Annotated in this window: 21 protein-coding genes; 9 read left to right on the forward strand and 12 right to left on the reverse strand. The window is 45.8% G+C overall.

Annotated elements, in window-relative coordinates; all coding sequences use genetic code 11:
- The first annotated feature begins 375 nt into the window (after window positions 1-375).
- Genes R7R78_RS11275 through R7R78_RS11285 form a run of 3 tightly spaced genes read left to right on the forward strand, consistent with a single transcriptional unit; the run spans window position 376 to window position 2,431 of the window.
- Window positions 376-747, forward strand: coding sequence for a GntR family transcriptional regulator (locus R7R78_RS11275; RefSeq protein ID WP_225473570.1), 372 nt, complete (start codon window positions 376-378; stop codon window positions 745-747).
- Window positions 744-1,601, forward strand: a complete 858-nt coding sequence (locus R7R78_RS11280; protein ID WP_225473571.1) for an ABC transporter ATP-binding protein — start codon at window positions 744-746, stop codon at window positions 1,599-1,601. Before R7R78_RS11275 ends, R7R78_RS11280 begins: the two co-directional genes overlap by 4 nt.
- Window positions 1,601-2,431 (forward strand): hypothetical protein, encoded by an 831-nt coding sequence (locus tag R7R78_RS11285; RefSeq protein ID WP_054576512.1) that lies wholly within the window; start codon window positions 1,601-1,603, stop codon window positions 2,429-2,431. Before R7R78_RS11280 ends, R7R78_RS11285 begins: the two co-directional genes overlap by 1 nt.
- 99 nt (window positions 2,432-2,530) lie before the next feature.
- Here R7R78_RS11285 and gltS read toward each other — a convergent pair whose 3' ends face one another.
- Entirely contained in the window at window positions 2,531-3,766 is a 1,236-nt protein-coding gene (gene gltS, locus R7R78_RS11290) for a sodium/glutamate symporter (protein WP_005374448.1), read from the reverse strand.
- 862 nt (window positions 3,767-4,628) lie between these two features.
- Here gltS and R7R78_RS11295 point away from each other — a divergent pair.
- The 4 genes from R7R78_RS11295 to R7R78_RS11310 all read left to right on the forward strand — a co-directional run bounded on the left by R7R78_RS11295 (window position 4,629) and on the right by R7R78_RS11310 (window position 8,288).
- A complete protein-coding gene (locus R7R78_RS11295) occupies window positions 4,629-5,423 on the forward strand; it encodes a DUF4344 domain-containing metallopeptidase (protein ID WP_225473572.1) in 795 nt (264 codons plus the stop codon).
- 24 nt (window positions 5,424-5,447) lie between these two features.
- The gene (locus R7R78_RS11300; protein ID WP_225473573.1) at window positions 5,448-5,834 is read left to right on the forward strand and encodes a thiol-disulfide oxidoreductase DCC family protein; all 387 of its coding nucleotides are present in this window, start codon (window positions 5,448-5,450) and stop codon (window positions 5,832-5,834) included.
- 175 nt (window positions 5,835-6,009) lie between these two features.
- Entirely contained in the window at window positions 6,010-7,671 is a 1,662-nt protein-coding gene (locus R7R78_RS11305; RefSeq protein ID WP_225473574.1) for a methyl-accepting chemotaxis protein, read from the forward strand.
- Window positions 7,672-7,793: 122 nt separating this feature from the next.
- On the forward strand, window positions 7,794-8,288 hold the full coding sequence (locus tag R7R78_RS11310) for a peptidylprolyl isomerase (RefSeq protein ID WP_005374458.1): 495 nt from the start codon (window positions 7,794-7,796) through the stop codon (window positions 8,286-8,288).
- 117 nt (window positions 8,289-8,405) lie between these two features.
- Here R7R78_RS11310 and R7R78_RS11315 read toward each other — a convergent pair whose 3' ends face one another.
- From R7R78_RS11315 to R7R78_RS11350, 8 genes are all read right to left on the reverse strand, one after another.
- On the reverse strand, window positions 8,406-9,041 hold the full coding sequence (locus R7R78_RS11315) for a DUF2268 domain-containing putative Zn-dependent protease (RefSeq protein WP_005383209.1): 636 nt from the start codon (window positions 9,039-9,041) through the stop codon (window positions 8,406-8,408).
- A gap of 68 nt (window positions 9,042-9,109) precedes the next feature.
- Window positions 9,110-9,901, reverse strand: a complete 792-nt coding sequence (locus R7R78_RS11320) for a LytR/AlgR family response regulator transcription factor (protein WP_213897446.1) — start codon at window positions 9,899-9,901, stop codon at window positions 9,110-9,112.
- Between the two features lie 15 nt (window positions 9,902-9,916).
- Window positions 9,917-10,939 (reverse strand): sensor histidine kinase, encoded by a 1,023-nt coding sequence (locus R7R78_RS11325; protein ID WP_213897447.1) that lies wholly within the window; start codon window positions 10,937-10,939, stop codon window positions 9,917-9,919.
- Window positions 10,940-12,286, reverse strand: a complete 1,347-nt coding sequence (locus R7R78_RS11330) for a hypothetical protein (protein ID WP_225473575.1) — start codon at window positions 12,284-12,286, stop codon at window positions 10,940-10,942. It lies immediately after the preceding gene.
- Between the two features lie 45 nt (window positions 12,287-12,331).
- Window positions 12,332-13,117 (reverse strand): outer membrane lipoprotein-sorting protein, encoded by a 786-nt coding sequence (locus R7R78_RS11335; protein WP_225473576.1) that lies wholly within the window; start codon window positions 13,115-13,117, stop codon window positions 12,332-12,334.
- A complete protein-coding gene (locus tag R7R78_RS11340) occupies window positions 13,110-14,378 on the reverse strand; it encodes an ABC transporter permease (protein ID WP_225473577.1) in 1,269 nt (422 codons plus the stop codon). Before R7R78_RS11340 ends, R7R78_RS11335 begins: the two co-directional genes overlap by 8 nt.
- Entirely contained in the window at window positions 14,366-15,064 is a 699-nt protein-coding gene (locus tag R7R78_RS11345; protein ID WP_225473578.1) for an ABC transporter ATP-binding protein, read from the reverse strand. The genes R7R78_RS11340 and R7R78_RS11345 overlap by 13 nt, the downstream gene beginning before the upstream one ends.
- A 9-nt stretch (window positions 15,065-15,073) precedes the next feature.
- On the reverse strand, window positions 15,074-15,742 hold the full coding sequence (locus R7R78_RS11350; RefSeq protein ID WP_104980291.1) for a hypothetical protein: 669 nt from the start codon (window positions 15,740-15,742) through the stop codon (window positions 15,074-15,076).
- A gap of 392 nt (window positions 15,743-16,134) precedes the next feature.
- Between R7R78_RS11350 and rodA the strand changes: the two genes are divergently transcribed.
- On the forward strand, window positions 16,135-17,217 hold the full coding sequence (rodA, locus tag R7R78_RS11355) for a rod shape-determining protein RodA (protein WP_065275570.1): 1,083 nt from the start codon (window positions 16,135-16,137) through the stop codon (window positions 17,215-17,217).
- A gap of 72 nt (window positions 17,218-17,289) precedes the next feature.
- On the opposite strand, the gene R7R78_RS11360 is transcribed toward rodA, so the two are convergent.
- The 3 genes from R7R78_RS11360 to R7R78_RS11370 form a co-directional block, all read right to left on the reverse strand.
- The gene (locus R7R78_RS11360; protein ID WP_005374482.1) at window positions 17,290-18,006 is read right to left on the reverse strand and encodes a YebC/PmpR family DNA-binding transcriptional regulator; all 717 of its coding nucleotides are present in this window, start codon (window positions 18,004-18,006) and stop codon (window positions 17,290-17,292) included.
- A 135-nt stretch (window positions 18,007-18,141) separates the two neighbouring features.
- Entirely contained in the window at window positions 18,142-18,351 is a 210-nt protein-coding gene (locus R7R78_RS11365) for a DUF3283 family protein (RefSeq protein WP_005374484.1), read from the reverse strand.
- A 100-nt stretch (window positions 18,352-18,451) separates the two neighbouring features.
- Complete coding sequence (locus R7R78_RS11370) at window positions 18,452-20,350, reverse strand: ATP-binding protein (protein WP_225473579.1); 1,899 nt, start codon at window positions 20,348-20,350, stop codon at window positions 18,452-18,454.
- A gap of 68 nt (window positions 20,351-20,418) precedes the next feature.
- Here R7R78_RS11370 and R7R78_RS11375 point away from each other — a divergent pair, with 68 nt between their 5' ends.
- Window positions 20,419-21,174 carry a substrate-binding periplasmic protein gene (locus R7R78_RS11375; protein ID WP_005383196.1) on the forward strand — a complete coding sequence of 252 codons (756 nt, stop codon included), beginning with the start codon at window positions 20,419-20,421 and terminating at the stop codon, window positions 21,172-21,174.
- Window positions 21,175-21,190: the final 16 nt, after the last annotated feature.

A 21,190-nucleotide genomic window follows, 5' to 3' on the forward strand; every position in this document is an offset into this window, starting at 1 on the left:
CGCGCTCAACGTGAGATAGGTGCCTAAGCCAGTCAGATTGCCTCTCGAAACTTTTGTTTTCTAGGCCTCTTTGACCATTGATTCTCATCAAGTAAGAAATAGGCAGACCTAAAATTATGCTAATTATCATTCAGTGAGAATATTCATTTAGAACAGGCGATAAGTGTATTGATGGGAAGAGAAAAACAACACTTCTCAACTTATGAGAAGCAATTAATTTCCATATAAAACAAAACCTCAAAACAACGACCACATAGGTGGATATTTAGAGCGAATAAGACAGGCGGATACACTAGGTTTTAAATTATTACTTTCTCTCTAACGCACTAGGTGTTATACATATATATAACACCATCTCAACCAAGAGATTCACTCATGACTAATTGGCATGATCGCCAACCGATATTTCGACAGTTGGCAGACCAGCTCACGCAGCAAATACTGCAAGGTGTCTGGCAAGAAGGCGATGCTCTGCCCTCCGTCCGTAACATCTCTGCAGATATGAAAATTAACCACCTCACCGTTATGAAAGGCTATCAATTGCTTGTTGATGACGGGCTAGTGGAGAAAAAACGCGGTCAAGGTATGTTTGTCGCTTCAGGAGCAAAGCTCAAATTACTCGCAGACGAGAAGGCACGTTTTCTTCAGCAACAAATTCCGCAGATAGCCGACACAATACAGCGTCTGGATATGTCACTCGACGAATTCATTCAACAACTAAAACCACACTTGAAAGGTGACCAATGAGCGCATTAGTCAGTGTAAACAACGTCTCCAAGCAATATCAGCAACAAGGAGAAGCACTGCATGAAGTGAGTTTCGACCTACATGCAGGACAAGTACTTGGCTTACTCGGCCATAATGGCGCAGGTAAATCAACGCTTATTAATGCCCTACTCGGTGCACATGAATATCAGGGCACTATTCGTATCAACGGATTTGAACCCATTATGCAACGCGACAAGATAATGCAGAGCTTATCCTACATCTCGGATGTCAACGTTCTGCCAGATTGGATGACCGTTGCTCAACTGCTTAACTATACCGAGGGCGTGCACCTAGGGTTCAATCGCGCCCAAGCAGATACGCTACTTCGTCAAACGGACATCAAACCTCGTGCGCGTATCAAATCTTTATCCAAAGGGATGAAGGTGCAATTACACCTCGCGATTGTGATCGCGACCAACACCCAAATCCTCATATTGGATGAACCGACACTCGGGTTAGATCTCGTGTATCGCGAGACGTTTTATCGTCACTTATTGGAATGGTTTCACGACGGCGAGCGCGTGTTGATCATCGCCAGTCATGAAGTATCAGAGATTGAGCACTTGCTGACAGATGTTCTGATTCTTAAGCATGGTCGCCCCGTTCTGCAAACCTCAATGGACAGTATCAGTGAAGACTATTTCATTCTTGAAGCCAACGACGAGCACCGCACACAAATTGAAGCGATGAACCCACTCTCGTCACAAAAAGGCCTCGGTTTAACGAAATGGTTACTCAAAGCCCAGTATGCCCAACAAGCAGAAACAATGGGCTCCATCCATGGGGTGAAATTAGCGGATTTATTTTTAGCATTGCAGAAGGAGGCAGCGTAATGCGTTCAGTTGTCGCGATGTTGCAAAAAGAGTGGTTAGAAAACCCTCTTGTTTTACGTATTCCACTGTTTGTGTTGGCGTGTGGAGTTATTCTCTTTGTGAGTTTAATGAGTAACGACACTCTACAACACAATATGTTTTTCCAAATGAGCTTTGGTGGCGATGTCAGTGACATTCACAAAGAGCTTGGTGATGATGTCAATATGTTGATTACCGGAGGAGCAGGGCTGCTGTCTATCTTGTTAGCCGTTCAGTACTTCCCAAGAACGCTACGCAAAGAACGGGCGGAAGGCAGCATTATGTTTTGGCGCAGTATGCCTGTCAGTGACATAAAAACCCATTTAGTGAAGCTAGGATTTGGCTTATTGGTGATTCCGCTCGTCTGCTCGGTGCTCGTACTCGCTGCAAATTTAATGTTGTGGTTGCTGAACATCTCTACTGATCACCAATTGGCTTTATTGTACCGCCAAGCCTCGTTAGGTTACGTGCTGCTGCATTGGGGAGAGTTTTTAATCAGAATGTTGTTCGCCGGTATTCTGCTGTTACCGCTGGCATTAACTGCGATGGCTATTTCACAAAAAGTGAACTCACCACTGGTCATTTTGTTTATCGCCATTTATGCGCTGCGTTGGATGCCTATCGCACTTTTTGGTTTCTACGGACTAGATCAGTTTTTCTCCGAAGTGCTTTACCTTCCGCTGCACGCCATTATTACACCAAACCCATTCAATGCCATTCCTCAAGCGGGTTGGTTAAACGTCGGCATTTACGCCTTCATTGGTATTCTTGGTTGGACAGCTAGCCTCAAGTTCAGCCGAACTATCCAATAATGCTTCGTCCGATAAACGACCAAACCAAGTCATAAAAAAACGGTCACAACCAGTGTTGTGACCGTTTTATTTCGCCTCTAGGAGCTCATCCACTTAACTTTAACCAAGGAATGAAATGTAGCCTTGCAAGATAATTAAGTTGACGATGTCGATAAAGAAAGCGCCCACAATTGGCACCACCATAAATGCTTGTGGCGACGGGCCAAATCGGTTAACGATTGAACCCATGTTCATTACGGCTGTTGGGGTTGCACCCAAGCCAAAACCGCAGTGCCCCCCTGCAATAACCGCAGCATCGTAGTTGCTTCCCATCACTTTGAACGTAACATAGTACGTAAAGATAGCTAAGACGACAGACTGCACAGCTAAAATAACCAAGAATGGAATCGCTAGATCAAAGATATTCCATAACTTCAAGCTCATCAGAGCCATCGCTAGGAATAGAGATAGCGATACCGTACCTAACATATCGACCGTTTCGGCATCTAACTTACGAATTTTGGTCACTTCCAAGAAATTCGTAATGATCACACCAATGAATAGCGCATATACGAAGTCTGGAATCATCAGCCATGAGATTTCATACGTGCTTACCCATTGCTCGACATACTTGGCCCCAGTAACACAAATCAGTAGGAAGAAGAGTTTCTCCACCACTTTTTTCGCCGTTACTTTATCTTCTTCGTATTCATTGTAAGTCACCAACTCCGGGAATTTCTCGTGAGTTTTGGCATCTCGACCACCACGACCATACTCAGACTCTATGCTGTTCTTTTCCACCAGACGCTGCGCTACAGGGCTACCAATGATACCGCCGATGATCAAACCAAAAGTCGCTGATGCCATTGCAATTTCTAAGACGTTATCCAATCCATACACGTCTTGAAAGGTTTGTGACCACGCAGCACCTGTACCATGACCACCTGACAGAGTAATCGAGCCAGCAATTAACCCCATCAAAGGATCTAAACCGAGCGCCGCCGCAAGTGAAACGCCAACGCCGTTTTGTATGATGATGTAAAACGATGCGACAGCTAAGAAGATAAAAACCTTCGCACCTCCTTTCATCAACTGAGTGTAATTTGCGGCCAAACCAACTGTCGCAAAAAACATTAACATAAACGTATTTTGTAATGGCAAGTCGAACTCTAAGTCGATGCCGTTGAAATGAAGAGCAGTAATCATGCAGGCCACAATAAGACCACCTACAATCGGCTCAGGTATGTTGAATTTCTTTAAAATCGGTAGCTTAGCATTAATAAAATGCCCCAGGAAAAGCACACTGATTGCGACCAAGAAGGACTCCAGTGCACCTACAGATATTAAATGATTCATATCGCCTCTTATTATTGTTCTCTTCATTCTCCGTAATGAATGAGTGTTAGTTTAACCTTCGTTCAATAGCAAATTTTCTCGCTTTATTGTTTCGAAAATACTCAAAAAGTTGGTGTAGATGCGCCTTAGGCTAGTTTAAGGGGCGCTCCTTAAGCGATGTGTCAGTTTTTACGCTGTTAGCAAGCCCTTAAATGTGAAAGGAGCTGATACAGCTCCTTCAAATGGCCCCTCGCAATACCTGTGCGTTATCGCTTGGGGTGTCGTGTTGTGAGTAAATTCTGGGTGACACTTTCTGAACCACTTCGGGCTCCCTTACTTAAACAGAATGTGTCAATTACTATCAAACAAAGTTCCTTCCCGTTGTAACCGCTAAACGCCGAGAGCGCGTTCAAAACAATTGGGTTTGCCTGTTCCTGTCGTAGCTTTTCAACTCTGGCTCATGGTGTATAAACGAGCCGAATCCAAGGAAACTCTCAGGCTGCAACAAACGTTTTCGTCACAACGGAGCAGGATTATAACATATCGCTGATAATTTTCTTCAATTCAGTGACATTCACCAACCCCATGGTTAAACCTTGCAATGATTAACTGCCTATTATCATTTTCACAGATAAAGATCGAAGCACAGTTACTCAGTAAGCTTCTTAGAAAACGATGCATAGCTAATAACTTCACCGCCGTTCTTATCCAAGAGGTCTTGATAAACGCCCTAGAGAACCAAGCAGCCGAAATATGCGATGTTATCATGATTGCTTTTCGAGACCGACGTCCCGACTTTGGCTAATGAGTACACCCCCAACTATGCATCAGACAAAAACATGTATAATTTTTTATACAAGTTATTCAATAACAAGAGTCCCACATGAACATTCATTCGCTTTGCGCTGCGCTATTACTCAGCATCGTCTCATCAGCTACAGCAGCTGAAAACATTCGTATTCAATATTCTCCCATAGAGACAACTCATGAAAAAATCGCCCAACAATCTATTCAAAGCAGCGATGTAAACACCATCTTTGTTGAGCTGTCTCAGGCCTACTTTCCATTTGATCAAGCTCTCACGCTGGTTTACGGCGGAGAAGATGGTCCAATGTATGATCCTGAGACACACACAATATACGTTCCTTACACTTTTTATTTGGAGTCGCTCAATTACTTCTCCAATAATCAGTATGAAGAACGCTTCGGAAAATCCCCAAAAACAGGGGCGCTAGATACGTTATTGCACACTTTACTTCATGAAGCTGGACATGCTTACATCGAAGATCAAAGCATCCCTGTTCTCGGAAAAGAAGAAGATGCGGTCGATAATTTTGCCACTATTTTAATGATTGACTTCCTAGAAGATGGCGCAGATATGGCCATTAGCGCCGCCGACATGTTCGCATTCGAATCCGATGACAGACCGGACTACTACGATTTTGGCGAATACATTGACGAGCACAGCTTTGATTTGCAGCGTTACTTTTCAACGTTATGTCTGGTGTACGGTAGTGATCCTGAGCAATACAAAGCCTTACTCGATGAAGTAGAAAAAGACTACCTGCGTGATCGCAAAGAGTTCTGCCAATTCAATTACGGCAACATTCGCGACAATTGGCTGCATTACTTGCAAAACAATGAACCAAAAGAAAATTCGCCACGTAAAAGCGATTAGAAAATCTCAAACAAGAAAACCGCAATGACAAAACTCACCATATTTTATGACGGAACCTGCCCGCTTTGTGCCAAAGAGATGAAGGCGCTAAAACAACGCGATGCCAAGCAGCAAATCAAAACCGTCGATATCTATAGTGATGCATTCGCAGATTATCCTCAGATCGATCCTGAACAAGCCAACACCATTTTGCACGCCCTCAACGAAAAGGGGGAACTTCTGCTGGGGTTGGACGTGACTCATCGTGCGTGGCAATTAGTTGGTCGCGGTTGGCTCTACGCTCCACTGCGTTGGCGCCTCGTTAAACCTGTTGCTGACTGGCTTTACCTCAAATTCGCAAAGAATAGGTATCGCGTCTCATATTGGTTAACAGGGACTTCTCGTTGCAATCGTGGGTCGTGTTCACGTTAATTGTGATCCCGCTTAAAAATGCTACGACCTTCGTCTAGATTTACAAATTTCCAGTACTTCTGATTGAGTAACTCGGGTAATCTCTAAGCATTACAACAATAAGTATTAACACTTTTATCAGGCAAGCTTATTCAGCTTGTCACTTGTAACGCTGCGCCGAGAGAAGGACGTCTCTATGAATCTGACGATCAGAAAACGACTATATATCCTTTCAATAATTCCAATTCTAACTATGGCAATAGGCATGATGTGGTTCACCTACGTACAAACCACAGCCTACAACGAGCACGAGATTGAGCAAACTCGAAGTCGAATGATGGAGATGAAAAAAGCCGAACTCAAAAACTACGTCCAAATGGCGCGCTCCGCCGTCGAGCCGCTACTCGCTCAAAACGCCCCACTTGAAGAGGCTCTGCATATCTTAAAACAGCTGGAGTTCGGTCAATCCGGTTACATCTTTGGCTACGATTCAAAAGGCGTTCGCGTCGTAGTGGGTAAAAACACCAAAGGCATCGGGGAAAACTTCTATAACTTGCAGGATAAGAAAGGCAATTATCTGATTCAGGATTTGCTAAAAAATGCCAAAACTGGTGAGTTCACGACTTATTACTTCGCGAAACTCGGTCAGAGTGAAGCACTACCGAAACTGAGCTACTCAGTCTTTATTCCTGAATGGGACTTGATGTTGGGAACGGGTTTCTACACGGACGATATCGACGCCATTGTGGCAGACATGGAAAAAGCCGCACACGAAGATCTCAACACCACACTAACTGCGATAGCCCTGTTTTGTGCCTCGATTACAGCGATAGTTGCAGTCTTTGCCGTGTTTGTTAACCGCAGCATCATGAAGCCTATTGAGCAGTTTGATGCTTCAATTCACTCTTTCGCGCAAGGCGATGCAGATTTAACCGCGCGCATGGAAGAATCGAGCGTGCCGGAGTTCACGCAGCTGAGCCGCAACTTCAATATCTTCGTTGAAAGCCTGCAAGGCATCATCAAGAGCGTTAGCCACGTAGGACAAGAAGTGGTTTCAGAGACCAACGAGATGTCACAGCGTGCATCGCAAGTGGATGAATTAGCTTCTGGTCAACGTGAAGAGACCGAACAAGTCGCAGCGGCAATGACCGAGATGACAGCAACGGCGCACGAGATTTCAAACAACGCTAACCAAGCAGCGCAATCAGCCAGAGACGCCGATGAAAACTCACAACAAGCAAAACACATTGTTGATTCGGCAGCGAACTCTGTCGAAGCACTCGCGCTAGAGGTGTCGGAAGCCAGCACGGTGATTTCTCGTTTAGAGAGCGACGTAAAAAACATTTCTTCTTCTCTGGAAGTGATTCAGGATATAGCCGAGCAAACTAACCTATTGGCACTGAACGCAGCCATTGAAGCAGCCCGTGCAGGCGAACAAGGTCGCGGCTTCGCAGTCGTTGCCGATGAGGTTCGTAAACTGGCAAGTCGCACTCAAGACAGCACAGGCGAAATTCACCAAATGATTGAGCAATTGAAGTCTGGCTCGGATGCGGCAGTGAAAGCCATGGGCTCAAGCCAAGCGCGTGGTGAAGCAACGGTTGAGGAAGCACGAGCTGCCTCTGCCGCACTGCAAGAAATCCAAGCCGCAATTGCTAACATCATGGACATGAACACCCTGATCGCAACGGCAACCGAAGAGCAAAGCCAAGTTGGGCAAGAGATTTCACAACGCATTGAAGTGATCTCTCAACAAAGCAGTCAGTCGGCAAGCCTTGCGAATCAAAACCGTGCAGGCAGTGGCAACCTTAACCACAAAGCCAACGAACTGTACGACTTGGTCGGTCGCTTTACGGTCTAGAGCTTTCCTCAAACACTCAACATGCAAACAGCGACGCCAAAACGTCGCTGTTTTTATTTCTGCTATCATAATGCGACTTAGCTATAATGCCGCCAACTAAGCACCCACAAGGGCAAAACCAGATGATTATTATGACCACCAATTTCGGTGACATCGAAATTGAATTGAACCTAGAACGAGCGCCAGTTAGCTCAAAGAACTTCAAAAAATACTGTGAAGATGGCTTCTACGACGGCACCATTTTCCACCGCGTTATCGACGGCTTTATGATCCAAGGTGGCGGTCATACCGAAGACATGGCAGAAAAGCCAACACGCGCCCCTATCGCGAACGAAGCAAACCGTGGTCTAAAGAACCTTGTTGGCACTATCGCAATGGCGCGTACCGATGCTCCGCACTCTGCAACAGCACAGTTCTTCATTAACTTGGAAGACAATGATTTCCTAGACCACACCGCAACTACCAACCTAGGCTGGGGCTACGCCGTGTTTGGTAAAGTGACCGCGGGTATGGATGTCGTAAACCGCATCGCGAAAGTGAAAACGACCTCTAAGCTTGGTCACGATGATGTGCCATGCGATCCAATCATTATCGAGAAAGTGACGATCAGCGAATAAACCCATTCGCCTCTGCAGAGAAATCGTCGCTATAAAACGAAGAAAGCGCCTAACGTCTGGTGACTTAGGCGCTTTTTGTTTTTATGACTCAGCCGATTAGTTGGGCTTATAACGAAGTTATTGATAGAAAAGCTCAGCTTTGGCTCCAACCAAATCCAGTTCAGAGCCTTGAAAATCAGCCAGATATTCAGCAACAAGGTTGTACCCAACCCAATACCCCATGTATTTCGGCCAGCGGCTTTCATCGCTGCCAAGAAAGTAAGCGTCGAAGTTGTAATCTAAGCTGGTCAACTTGCCTTTCATCTCAGCGTAGAAAGGGCGCCAATCTTGATCTTTGATTTGCTCAAACAAGGTCGGAGTGACGCCGCCATTCACCTTACGTTCGAAGTGACAAGCTAACCCTTCCATAATTAGTACATCACCAAGTGCAACGCCACTTTCTCCCGCTCGCATACGGAACAGGTGATGCAACTCATGCGCTAACACCGCAGCTAGTTCTTTCTCAATAACGTTTTTAATATCAGTACGTTGAGTATCAAGCAGAATCTCTACACGATAGGCACTTAAGCAATAGCCACCAATCCCCGTCTGCGGTACGTCATTGCGATCAAACGGGCTAATGGTGAGGTCAATGTTACTCAAATCAAAGTAACTAGAAAGTTGTGAGCTCAGATCATCAAGTTTCTGATGCAAATACTCAGAGATTGGAGACAGTTCTCCCGTCGCATTTAACAGGGTTACGCGATAACTCATTTATCTTCCTTGATAATGTGGGTTAAGAGCAGCGAGTTTACAGTGTAAAGAGTGAGCAGTTCTAGCGATTACATTCCTTTGAATAAACTTTGAGATGCACGGCTCACAGGGAGCTTGTTTTCTCCAACGTGAACAAACATTCTGCCAGCAAAGTCTTTGTTTACTTTGCTAATTTTGCACACTTGCACCACGCTTGAACGGTGCACTTGCCAGAACTGTTCTGGGTTAAGCTGTCCTATCAACTCTTTCAACGATGTACGAATCAAATACTCCTGCACTTTGCCTTGTCCTTGTTGGGCATACACAGAAACGTATTTTTCTTCCGCTTTGAAATACAACACATCAGACGTTGCGATCAGATGAATGTCTTCCCCTTGCGTCGCTTTGATCCACTGAAGATATTGCGGCGTTTGTGGCGCGGATAATTGCTGCAACTGTTCTAACAGACTGCTCATCTGCACATTACTGCTTTCTTGTTCTCTCTTAGCAAGGCGTGCTTTCACTCTTTCACACGTCGTCAGCAGGCGCTCATCCGAAATAGGCTTGAGCAAATAATCGGAGGCATTTTGCTCAAAAGCTTTGATGGCGTAATCATCGTACGCAGTGACAAACACAATCAAAGGTGGATTGGCGAGTTGATTGAGTTTTTGCGCTAATGTCATGCCATCCAAAACTGGCATACGAATATCGAGAAACGCAATGTCAGGTTGGCTTTGCTCAATGGCTTGCAACGCTTGTTCACCATCGGCGACTTTGGCTATCACCTCTAGCTCTGGCCACACTTCAGCTAGGCTTTTATCAAGATGACGCCTCAATAACGGTTCATCATCAGCAATAATGGCAGTAACCCCTGTATTCATTCCTTTCTTCCTTGATTACGATCCCATTGGCCAGCTAAGGCGAACACAAACGCCACCCTGAGCAGACTCACTGATAGAGACCTTTCCTTGCCCTGCGAACAAAGCTTCAACTCGCTGCTTGAGATTACTTAGACCCACGCCAGAGCCCATGTGACCACTCACGTGATTCAAGCCAACACCTGTGTCTCTGACTTCAATCTTCAAGTTCTGCTGTTCGCGCTTAATCAGCAAGCTGACTTCACCACCTTCTCGCTTTGGCTCAATACCATGGATAATGGCGTTTTCGATTAAGGGTTGAAGCATCATCGGCGGTAGCTCGGTTCTGCCTAATCCCTCTTCCACCTCAATCTTGTAACTGAGTCGCTCACCCAAACGGGTTTGCTGAATACCTAAGTACGCCTCAATTAACGCCGTTTCATTGTCTATGGTGGTATGTTCTTCGCGTGAGCTTTTTAGCGTTGCACGCAGTAGCGCGGTTAACTGTTCTAGCATCAGCTTGGCTTTATCGACATCTTGCGACATGAGCGCGCTGATATTTGCCAAAGTATTGAATAAGAAATGCGGTTCAATCTGGCTTTGCATCTGCTTAAGCTGACTCAGCAACAGCGCACGGTCTTGCTCTGCTTTCTCGCGCTTGATGGCTTCCAACTCTCGTTGAGCAACCGCCTCTTTCTCACGCGAGTAAAAATAGAAATAACACATACCGCTAAACAGTAATCCCATTAAGCCAACAGGGATCATATCGGAGATACCAAAATACTCTCCGAGCCAAAATTGTGCATTAATCACCCCAAACAATAAACAGGCAACAAGCGAACACACCACTTCTATCATACGTGGGATGGTTGGAAACAAACGGTCAATCAACCATGAGAAGAAGATAGCCGAATAGCCAAATCCAAAGCTAACCGCCACATGAATGTAAAATGGACCGCCCCAAACCGAGAGCGTCATTGCTGCGATAAAGAGACAAAATGCCGTGGTCACTAATAAGCTACGCGGCCATCCACTTTTTAACACTGATTTTGCTGAACACATTTAGAATTTCCCTTTGATATTAAATACAATCATATGCTTATCATTGATTTGTGCGTAAGCAGATTGGTCGTCTCCGGTTAAAAAGCGTGCGGCAACTTCCACTTCTACACTTTGATCGCCAGTATCAATCCATTGGTAGTTAAGCCACTGCGTGACAATCACACCACCATCTTGTGGCGACAGCATCACATCCAACGTAGGGGTTACATCACTTAACCAGCCCATATCCGCTTTGCCGTTCCATACAGCCCATGCTTCCAAATCCCAACTCCAGTGCAACATTACGTTATGCTGAACGATATTGGCATGCTGAAACCCTTGGGCGTAGCTTGTCGCAAGTAGAGCGCTGCTAGCCAACTGAGAGTTGTTAGGATCAGGGATCTGAGAGAGTAATTCGCCACGCTCTATTGCTTGTTGCCATTCGCTTTTCGACCATGCACGGCTGTCGTACCAATATTCAGCAATCACGTTGTGCCCGGCTTGGTTTGCCCAATTCAACCCAATTAAGGCTTGGAATGCGCTGCCCTGCTTCTCAACCGAAACGGGTTGGTAAAGATCACCCTGCTGAAACTGATAGCCGACACTTTGCTTTTGCCACAGCATGGAGCCGTGCATGGCGATGGATTCATCCCACACGGCAATGGCACTGGCTCCGAGCAAACCTCGGCGCACATCATCGTAATAACCAATAAGTTGATACTCGGTGTCACCCACCAGCGCATAACGACGAATACCAACACCTTGCTGCTCTGCGGCTTGATCAAGAGCACTCTGGTCTTGTTGCCCCCAGCTTGAATCCGTTGCAATCACTGTCCACTCGCCTGCCATATCGTAGCGTGAGAGTGAAAACACACCCGCACCCTCTTCTGCGACTATGCCAACAGGATTTTGTCGATAAGGCTTAAACAGATCCAAAGGTCGGTAGCCATAACCTACGCCCCAATCCACGCGCAACTTACCCAAACTCACATCAAGAGTGGTATCACCGACTTGCCACTCCCCTAGCCAAGCCAGCTCTCTAATCAGCAATTGGTTATCAGCTTCACTCCACCAATCACTCTTTCCTTGTTGATTGAGGTACAAACCTTGGCTGTACAGAGCAAACAAGCCACTGACGTTTTGATAATTCACCTGCACATCCAAGAGTGCATTAAGTGAATCACGAGAACTGCTCTGCGCTTGTATAAATGCGCTGTCACGCTGCTTGGCCGTTTCGTAACTGACAGCCCAATCCCACTCAAAACTCAGTTCATCATTGGCAAAAGCAGGGGCTGACGCGCCCACACACAATGAGGCAGCAATCAACAAACTGGTGCTTTTGTTAAGGTTAGGCTGGTGCGATTTCATGTAACTTCCTTGCTCGTTTTCATGGTTCTATTTACGGAGTTCAGGCTAAAGCTGAGTCGTATTGGCTTTAGGCAGATAGCTTGGGTTGTAGAACTTGTTATCCAGTTGCCAAGGCACGATTTCTTGGTACTCGATAACGGTCTTTTTGTTCGGCTGAATGCTATCAAGCAAAGTCATCTCACTGACGTAGTCTTCACCGTTGTCGCTTGCACGTCCGTATTGCGCTTGCTTGGCGAGTTTGCCAGAGCGCAAGTAGAGATCAGCTTTAATTGGAAACGCATCTTGCTCAGACAACCACAAATCGATCTTCTGATAGCTCGCCCCTTTGGTCTTCGCGGTTAGAGCAAGATGATAAGCCGCGACACTTTCTCCGTTCACCGAAACGGTTTCTGTCGCTTTCCATTCACCTTGATAATCTTGGCTCCACGTCAGGGTTGAGATGTCGCCGATAGACGCTTCCCCAAGCAGCTTTTGCATCGGCGTAATGCGAATCGGACGGCGGCTCTTAGGCATTTGCAGCCAGTAGTTGTCGCCCATCATCAGCATCTTTTGCCCAGCTTCGACTGCTGATTTGAACACCACCAGCGATTCACGATTTGGACGCGTGTACACGTGGTAAAGGCGGGTTTTATCTAACTCTTGGTCTTGATATAAGCGCACCAGTGACACCACTTTGGAGGAATCATCTTGCAAGCGGTAGCTGTCCGCTTTTTCAATCAATTGCGCAACTTGCTGTGCATCTAGTGCTGTTTCATTCGCACTGACATTCATGCTTGCAACGCCAGTTACCGTCAGCAATGCAATTGGTAATAGTGATTTGAAATTAAACATAAATCAGTGCCTCCGTAATTGGCTTGTTCACCCCTTTGCGTGCCGAGAAAAACGCCGCAACCAAACAAATCATCAATACCGCGAATCCTGCGACAGCCACCAGCTCCCAAGAGAAGTAAATCGTCAATGGGTAACCTTCTGTGCGTCCTGGCGGTGGCGGCATTTGCACATCCACGACCATCAGTAAGACGGTGACTAACGCAGTAAACAAAGCGCCGATTAAGCTGCCAATCACCGCAAGTAACCCTGCTTCGCGCAAGAACCCAGCAATGATTTCGCGAGGGTAGCTACCAAGCGCTGACAAGGTGCCAATTTCACGGGTACGCTCGGTGACCGACATGGTCATGGTGTTGAACAGGGCGACAAAGACTACCAACGCCATTACTGCGCCCATGATGCCGAAGATGCGGTCGTACAAATCTTTCACTTTGAGATAAAAGAACGCACGTTCTTGCCAAGGCGTAATTTCAATATCTTGATCACCAAAGTTCTGCTTTTGCTTACTCAGAACCGAAGCCACTTGTTGCTCGACTTGGCTAGTTAAACTGGTATCGAACAGGAAGACAGATAACGCACTGACTTTGTCTGAGCCCAACAACGATTGCGCGCTGTTGATGTGCACGTACAGCTGGCGTTTATCAAGCTCAGGCACGCCGGTTGAATAAATCCCACGAACTTTGAAGTCATACGCATTCAATGCACCGTCGGTAGTGGTCGCCAACAAGGTAATCCAATCGCCAACGTGCACGCTTAGGTTGTTCGCCAAATCAACACCGAGCATCACTTCTGGGTCTGCAGGGTCATAACGCGATGCGTGAATGTTGGACAGCGTGTGCCCTTCGCGCACATCCAAAAACGGTCCTTTCATATCGAATTCGCGCTCGTTAACACCAATGCCGATAAAGATCGATGACTTGTTGCCGTTGGAAATCAAACCGCTGAACTCAACTCGTGGCTGCACGCCTCGCACTTCATTCAAGCCAATCAATTGCTTGATGATGTCGTCGGCATGAGTTAACCCATTACTCAGCGGCATCTCTTCTTCTTTGGCGAAGTAACCCGGTGTGGTTAACGTCAGATGCCCCGTGTCACGAGCTGTCGATTCTTTCAAACTGTCGTAGGTATACAGACCAAAACCACCCGCACTGGTTAACGCAAACACGGCAATGGCGATGATCAGCATCGACAACAAACTGCGGCGGCGATTACGTTGCAGGTTCAACCAAGCAAGGCGAACGGAAACTGGAATTAGCTTGCCCATGAAACCTCCTCCACACTTGCGTGCGTTTGGGTAATTTTGCCATCCACCAATTCAATGGTGCGATCACAACGGGATGCCATGCGAGGGTCGTGAGTGGCGACGATAAAAGTGGTGCCTAGCTCGTGTCCGAGCCCTTTCATAATGTCGATGACCTTGTTGGCAGTTTGGCTATCAAGACTTGCGGTTGGCTCATCAGCAATCACCAATGCTGGTTTGTGCACTAAGGCGCGCGCAATTGCCACGCGTTGTTGCTGACCGCCTGATAGGTTATCGGGCATGTGATGAATAAACTCGCCCAAGCCAACGTGTTCTAGCATTTGTGTGGCGAGCTCGGTTTGTTCAGCTTTTGAAAAGCCGTTGAGGTGTAACGGATACACCACGTTCTCTAACGCTGTCATCACAGGGACAAGATTGAATTTTTGGAACACAAAACCAAGCTTTTCACGACGCATTTTCGCCGCCTGCATTTGCCCGGTTGGGTATGGGCTGCCTGCAAACGTCACCTGACCTTGGTATTGAGTATCCAGCATACCAAGCACGTTAAGTAAGGTGCTTTTGCCTGAGCCAGACGGTCCGCACAGAGCCACCATTTCGCCGGCAAACACTTCACCAGACACGTCTCGCAATGCACGTACGGTTTGGCTGCCAAGGGCGTAATCGCGACTAAGTTGATTAAAAACGATCATGACGCCTCCCTAATATTTCGCTAGCAGCGCTTTCGCAGTTTGCGTTTCTAAATTGCTGTCACCCAACTGCTCCATTTGCGCTAACCATATTTTGGCTTGTTGAACGTCTTCAGCGCGCAGCGCTGCTTCAATGGCATAACGGTAAATCCATGAAGTAGCCGCAAAAGGTTGCTGACTAAAACTCGGTTCATCGAGCAGAGAAAGGTACAGCTCGTAGCCGCGCTCAAAGTGATTGAACATGTCTGGCAGAGAGGTAAAGGTAGTGGCTGCCATGGCGGTAGCTAGCTGGTATTCAGGTAAGCCTTGTAAGCGTTGTTGCTCTTGCAGTGGTACTGGCTGATTCGCCATTAGGTCCAAACCTTTTTGGATTGTGGCAAGACCGCGCTCGGTGAACTTCATCTTGTTCCAAGGCATAAACGCCTCACGACCTTGCAACGTCTCCGCACTGCCCAAGTAAACCAAGGTCACCGGCGTTGCGCCCTGCTCTTCAAGTTGTTTGGATAATTCGCCGTAAACGGTATCAACTAAACCAGAGTCACCCTGCGCCGCTTGGTTGAATTGACTGAGTGTGCGCTCGCTTGGGTTAGCCAGAGTCAGATTGCTGCTGAGTGCAAATGCGGCGATAAAGGTACTTGCCAGTTTAAGAGCTTTGATTGAGCGAAATTGAGAAACCATCATGTACTGTCCTTAGTTGAACGTGATTTGATGGTTTCAGATTAAGGGAGAAGATCGCACGCTGCTTTTGCATGCGACCAATGGCAGTTATGCGGAGTGAATGGTATTGAGAGAGGATGAATGACATTCACTTAAACAGAAAATACAATTCCGTTCATTCGTAACGCTACATTTTTACGGCAGTCACAATAAAAACACTGGCTTAAAATCTGAGGCTAGTGTATTTATCCATCCCACAGCTACCCATAACAGACAGTGCGCACTCTCCTTTCTTACACACCTTTGCATGGTGTCTGTTGTTTCGAAATCGAGATTCTTAGCATCGGAATAGTTTGAACTCTTCGAGTTTTAGTTGTTTTCGCACTCAAAATAGGTGCGTTATTAGGTCGTTGAAAATGAATAAGCGTTATTTCCCAAGAGTTGATTTGCCACTACTCATGGCGATCATTCCGATCATGCTGTTAAGTTCGCTCACTCTCTGGAGTGCCAGTAGCTTTAATGAGGCGATGCTCTTCAAACATTTGGCGCGCTGCGGACTGACATTAGTTTGCATCTTGGTCATGTCCTCGATTCCAGCGTCCAGCTATCAGCGCTCAGCTCCATATCTCTACATTATTGCGGTTGCTCTGCTACTTGCTGTCGCTTTATTTGGTGATAGCACCAATGGCTCTCAACGTTGGCTCGATATCGGCTTCTTCCGCTTTCAACCGTCTGAGCTAATCAAGCTTTCCATTCCAATCATGATCGCCTGGATGCTTCATATTGAAGGAGGTCGACCAGACAGTCGGAAAATTGCGTTTTGCTTACTTATTACAATGATTCCTGCCGGGTTAATCGCGCTACAACCGGATTTAGACGGTGCAGTTTTTACCATCATTTATGCATTGTTCGTTTTGTTTTTGGCTGGCATGAGCTGGAAAATAATCTGCGGGTTTATTGCGAGCATTTTAACGTTAGCACCTATTTTATGGTTCTTCGTTATGGAAACCTATCAAAAGAGCCGTGTAACACAGTTCTTGCACCCTGAGTCCGATCCACTGGGTTCGGGCTACCAAATCATCCAATCTTTGATTGCGATTGGCTCAGGCGGTATGAAAGGCAAAGGCTGGATGAATGCAACGCAGGGAACACTTGGCTTTATTCCAGAAAGTCATACGGACTTTATTTTTTCGACATATGCAGAAGAATGGGGCTTTGTTGGCAGTTTAGTCTTACTCGCATTGTACTTGTTTATTACTGCACGCGTTATGTTGCTTGCATGTCAGTCTGACCACTTTTTTAGTCGGCTGGTAAGTGGCGCATTAGCGATGAGCTTTTTTCTGTATGCTTTTATCAATACGGGCATGGTGAGTGGCTTGTTGCCAGTAATGGGTAGCCCACTTCCCTTCTTTAGCTATGGCGGCACGGCGATGCTAACTCAAGGTATCTGTTTTGGTGTAATCATGTCGCTGTGTTATTCCAAATATCGTAACGCATAGCGTTGCTTGAGAAAAAGCGATCAAAAAAGGCTTCCCTAAAGAAGCCTTTTTACAACGATATGAGCGAATTAATTACAGCTCTGCGTTGTGGTAAACCTGCTGAACATCATCACAGTCATCTAGAAGATCTAGGAATTTCTGGAACTTCTCAGCATCTTCACCCGATACAGGCGTATGAGTTTGCGGAACGAATGTGATTTCTTCAACATCGATCGTTAGATCTGGGAATGCACCGTTAAGCGCAGTTTTTGTTTTGAAGAATTCTGTGTGAGGTGCGAATACAGTGATAACACCGTCTTCTAGCTCAACGTCAGTAACGTCTACGTCTTCCATCATTAGCGTTTCTAGGATGATTTCATCATCGTCGCCTTTGAACTGGAATACCGCTTGGTGATCGAACATGTGAGAAACCGAGCCCTCAACACCAATTTTCGCACCGACTTTCACAAAGCATTGGCGTACATCTTGGAAAGTACGGTTGCCGTTGTCTGTTAGACAGTCAACGATAACGCTAGTACCGCCAGGGCCGAAGCCTTCGTAACGTGCTGGAGTGTAGTCTTCACCACCGCCACCGTTCGCTTTGTCGATCGCTTTATCGATAACGTGCGCAGGAACTTGGTCTTTTTTCGCTTTTGCAATCAGGTGTTTCAAAGACAAGTTCATGTCTGGATCACCACCACCGTTTTTCGCGCACATGTAAATTTCTTTACCGTATTTGGAATAAACTTTAATTTTCGCGCCTGCAGTTTTCGCCATAGAGGCTTTGCGCACTTCAAAACTTCTTCCCATCGGGATGTCTCTCTAAATTCAAATTTAATGCGAAGGATTTTAGCAAAAAGCGAAACCTTTTCAATTTCGCTTAGCAAAGGAATAGGGAGGTTACCTCATTCGTCGCATTGGATTGAACCATTGCCACGGTTCGCGTTAAGCGACACCCATTACTCGTTTGTACTTTTCGACCGATTGCTGGAAAAACGCCTTTTCATCAGCATCGTTAATCTTGGACAACTGTTCTTCTATTGCTTCAGGACCAGATTTGGCCTCTCTGAGCTTCCAAACCAAAAACGACGCCTGCTTATCCAGTTCGATTTTGTTTTTTTCGTCAGGCGGCAATAGGGATAGATTAAACGACATTCACAGCCTCAAGGTACTTTAAATACTAGCCGGGCACTATATCACACAGAGTTACAATTACAGAATAGAAACGCACTTAACTTGATCGATTTCAAGTTAACTACTTAGGCACAGCGCTGATTTTCAGTGCTTTTGGTAAATGCTGTTCGAATATTTGTTGTAATCGAGTCTTGGTAACGGGTTTAGCCACGAACTCGTTCATCCCGACATCGAAGCAATGTTGCTGATCCTCTTTAATGACATTGGCACTTAGCGCAATAATTGGAACGTGTTTCCCCCACTCTCCCATTTTTCGAATTCGCTCCGTAGCAATAAACCCATCCATCACAGGCATTTGGCAGTCCATAAAAATCAAATCGAAAGGCTGCTGATCACACAGCTGCAATGCTTCTTCGCCATGGTTGGCGACACTCACTCGCACACCCAGTTTTTCTAACATGATGCGAACTACCTTCTGATTGACGATGGTATCTTCAACAACCAATACCCAAGGTTTATCATTATCTTGAGAGCTGATTTCGTTGTCTTCCGCTTTCCGGAAATCTAATACATTAAGTTGGTCGGTATAGGTCGAGTGCGCATTTATTACAGCAACAGGAATCGAAAATTCAAAACAGCTTCCCAGCCCAAGCTCACTTGTTAGTTGTATTTCCCCTCCCATCAAGTTAACCAACTGTGCAGCTATCGCCAAACCAAGCCCTGTCCCACCATACTTTCTGGTGGTACTACCATCAGCTTGTTGGAAGCGTTCGAAGATTGCTTGTTGGTGCTCTTTCGCAATACCAATACCAGAATCCACAACTCGAAACCGGATATGAGCGGTCTCTCCATCAAGTCGAGATAACGCTACAAGAAGCTTCACATGGCCGCGCTCGGTAAATTTAATCGCGTTGCTCAACAAATTGTTCAGAACTTGTTTCAATCGTATGGCATCACCTTGCACTTCCGTTGGCAAGTGAGGATCAATATCGCTGAGCAGCTGTAAGTTTTTCTGCTTGGCTTTCACACTATGTAAACTGATGACATCGTCAAGTAGCTCGCGAAGATCATAGCTCGTGTATTCCAGCTCTACTTTGCCAGCTTCAACTTTAGAGAAGTCCAAAATGTCGTCGATGATCGTCATTAGTGAGTGAGAAGAACTGTCAATGATCTCTACAAACTCTTTTTGCTGGGGATCGAGGTCGGTGTCATTGAGCAACGACGACACACCAATAATGCCATTCATCGGTGTGCGGATCTCATGACTCATAGTGGCGAGAAACTCACTTTTTTTACGATTAGCGACTTCTGCCCTATCGCGTTCAGCCTCTAACTCAGTCTGGTGCTCTTTCACTTTCTCAACACTTCGGTTGTATTTCTCTGCCAAAACACTCACTTCATCAAAGCACCATCGTTTAGGGAGAGTCACTTTACTCGGCACTGTACCGCCACGAAAATCGCTCACCGCACCAGACAGCAATTGTAACGGATTGACCAACAAGCGAAACGCCACCCAAAGAACACCAATGATGAGGACAAGAATTTTGATCGCTTCTGTCGTAAGTAGAAAAAAGAACTGCTGCCAAAGATCTTCATATATCGCGCTAAGATCCGATTGAACCGTTAATATCGCGAGATCATACGTTTTATCGCCGACCCGATACTGCATCGGCCAGCTTCTCTCGACAACATCCTCAGAAAGCGCCGAACCTAATTCAATGATAACTTCGTCTTCACTAGCAATACGTAAGTAGTCCACCGAGGGCATACGCATTGCACCTTGAGCTTGTGTCAGCAACAGCTCCCTATCCTCTACCCACAAACTCGCAGAAAAGCTCGATAAATAGCTAGACTCAACCTGCTTTAATTCAACATCTAAATGGGCTAAATCTTCGTGAAAAACTCGATATAAGCTCACTGTAGAAATGATGACCGTAAAGATTAAACTCAACGTTAATACCGCCAACATAAGTTGGTTGCCGATACTAAAACGACGTTGAGATCGCTCTTTTTCATCCATATGAAACCGCTCCGATAAACTTGCGCTACTCTAAATATAGCTACGCACAAATAATAATCGAGGATACGATGAAAAGACTTCTACTTAGATTGGCTTTTAGCTTAATTGTTGTAAGTTCTCATGTGACCGCAAATCAAGTGAACTATTACGTCATTGCTGAACAAGCTCGACCATTTCAAATTGAACAACAGGGACAAATGCACTCCGGAATTGTGACCGATATCGTCAGCGCTATCTTCGCGGAGTCGGATTACCAAGTGAATTATCATACTTATCCATTTAAACGTATGATTTCCATATTGGAAGAAGGCGCTGAGCCAAACTGGTTAACTTATGGCAGCCCGAACTGGGGCAAGGTGCAATCGGAAAATTTATCTGAGGAGCCCATTTACACTGTAAAACATGTACTGGTGTCGAGTAGCGAGAAGCCTTTAGAATTCAAAAATATGGATACGATGCATGGTCGTTCTATTGTATTACTGCTGGGGTTTGATTATCCAAATTTAACACCGTTCTTTGAAAATGGCAGTGTCAATGAAATGCGTGTGAAAGACTACAACGCCGCTTACCGAGTGATAAGCCGAACCCCTGGAGATACAGCTTTTGTCGAGATGGAATCCCGAGTCCTTTACAACTTAAAGCGACTCAATTTGCCGTTAGAGAATTTTCAGATACAGCCTTTCAGCTCGGTTATTCCTGACTACTCAATCTACCTGGCTTTTTCACCTCAAATGCAACCAGAAACTCAAAATTACATCAATACACGACTCGTTGAATTAAAAACCTCAGGGGAAATTGATGAAATCATTCAAAAGTATCAATGAATCAACTCATTAACAA

The sequence above is a fragment of the Vibrio sp. 2134-1 genome, assembly GCF_033339495.1.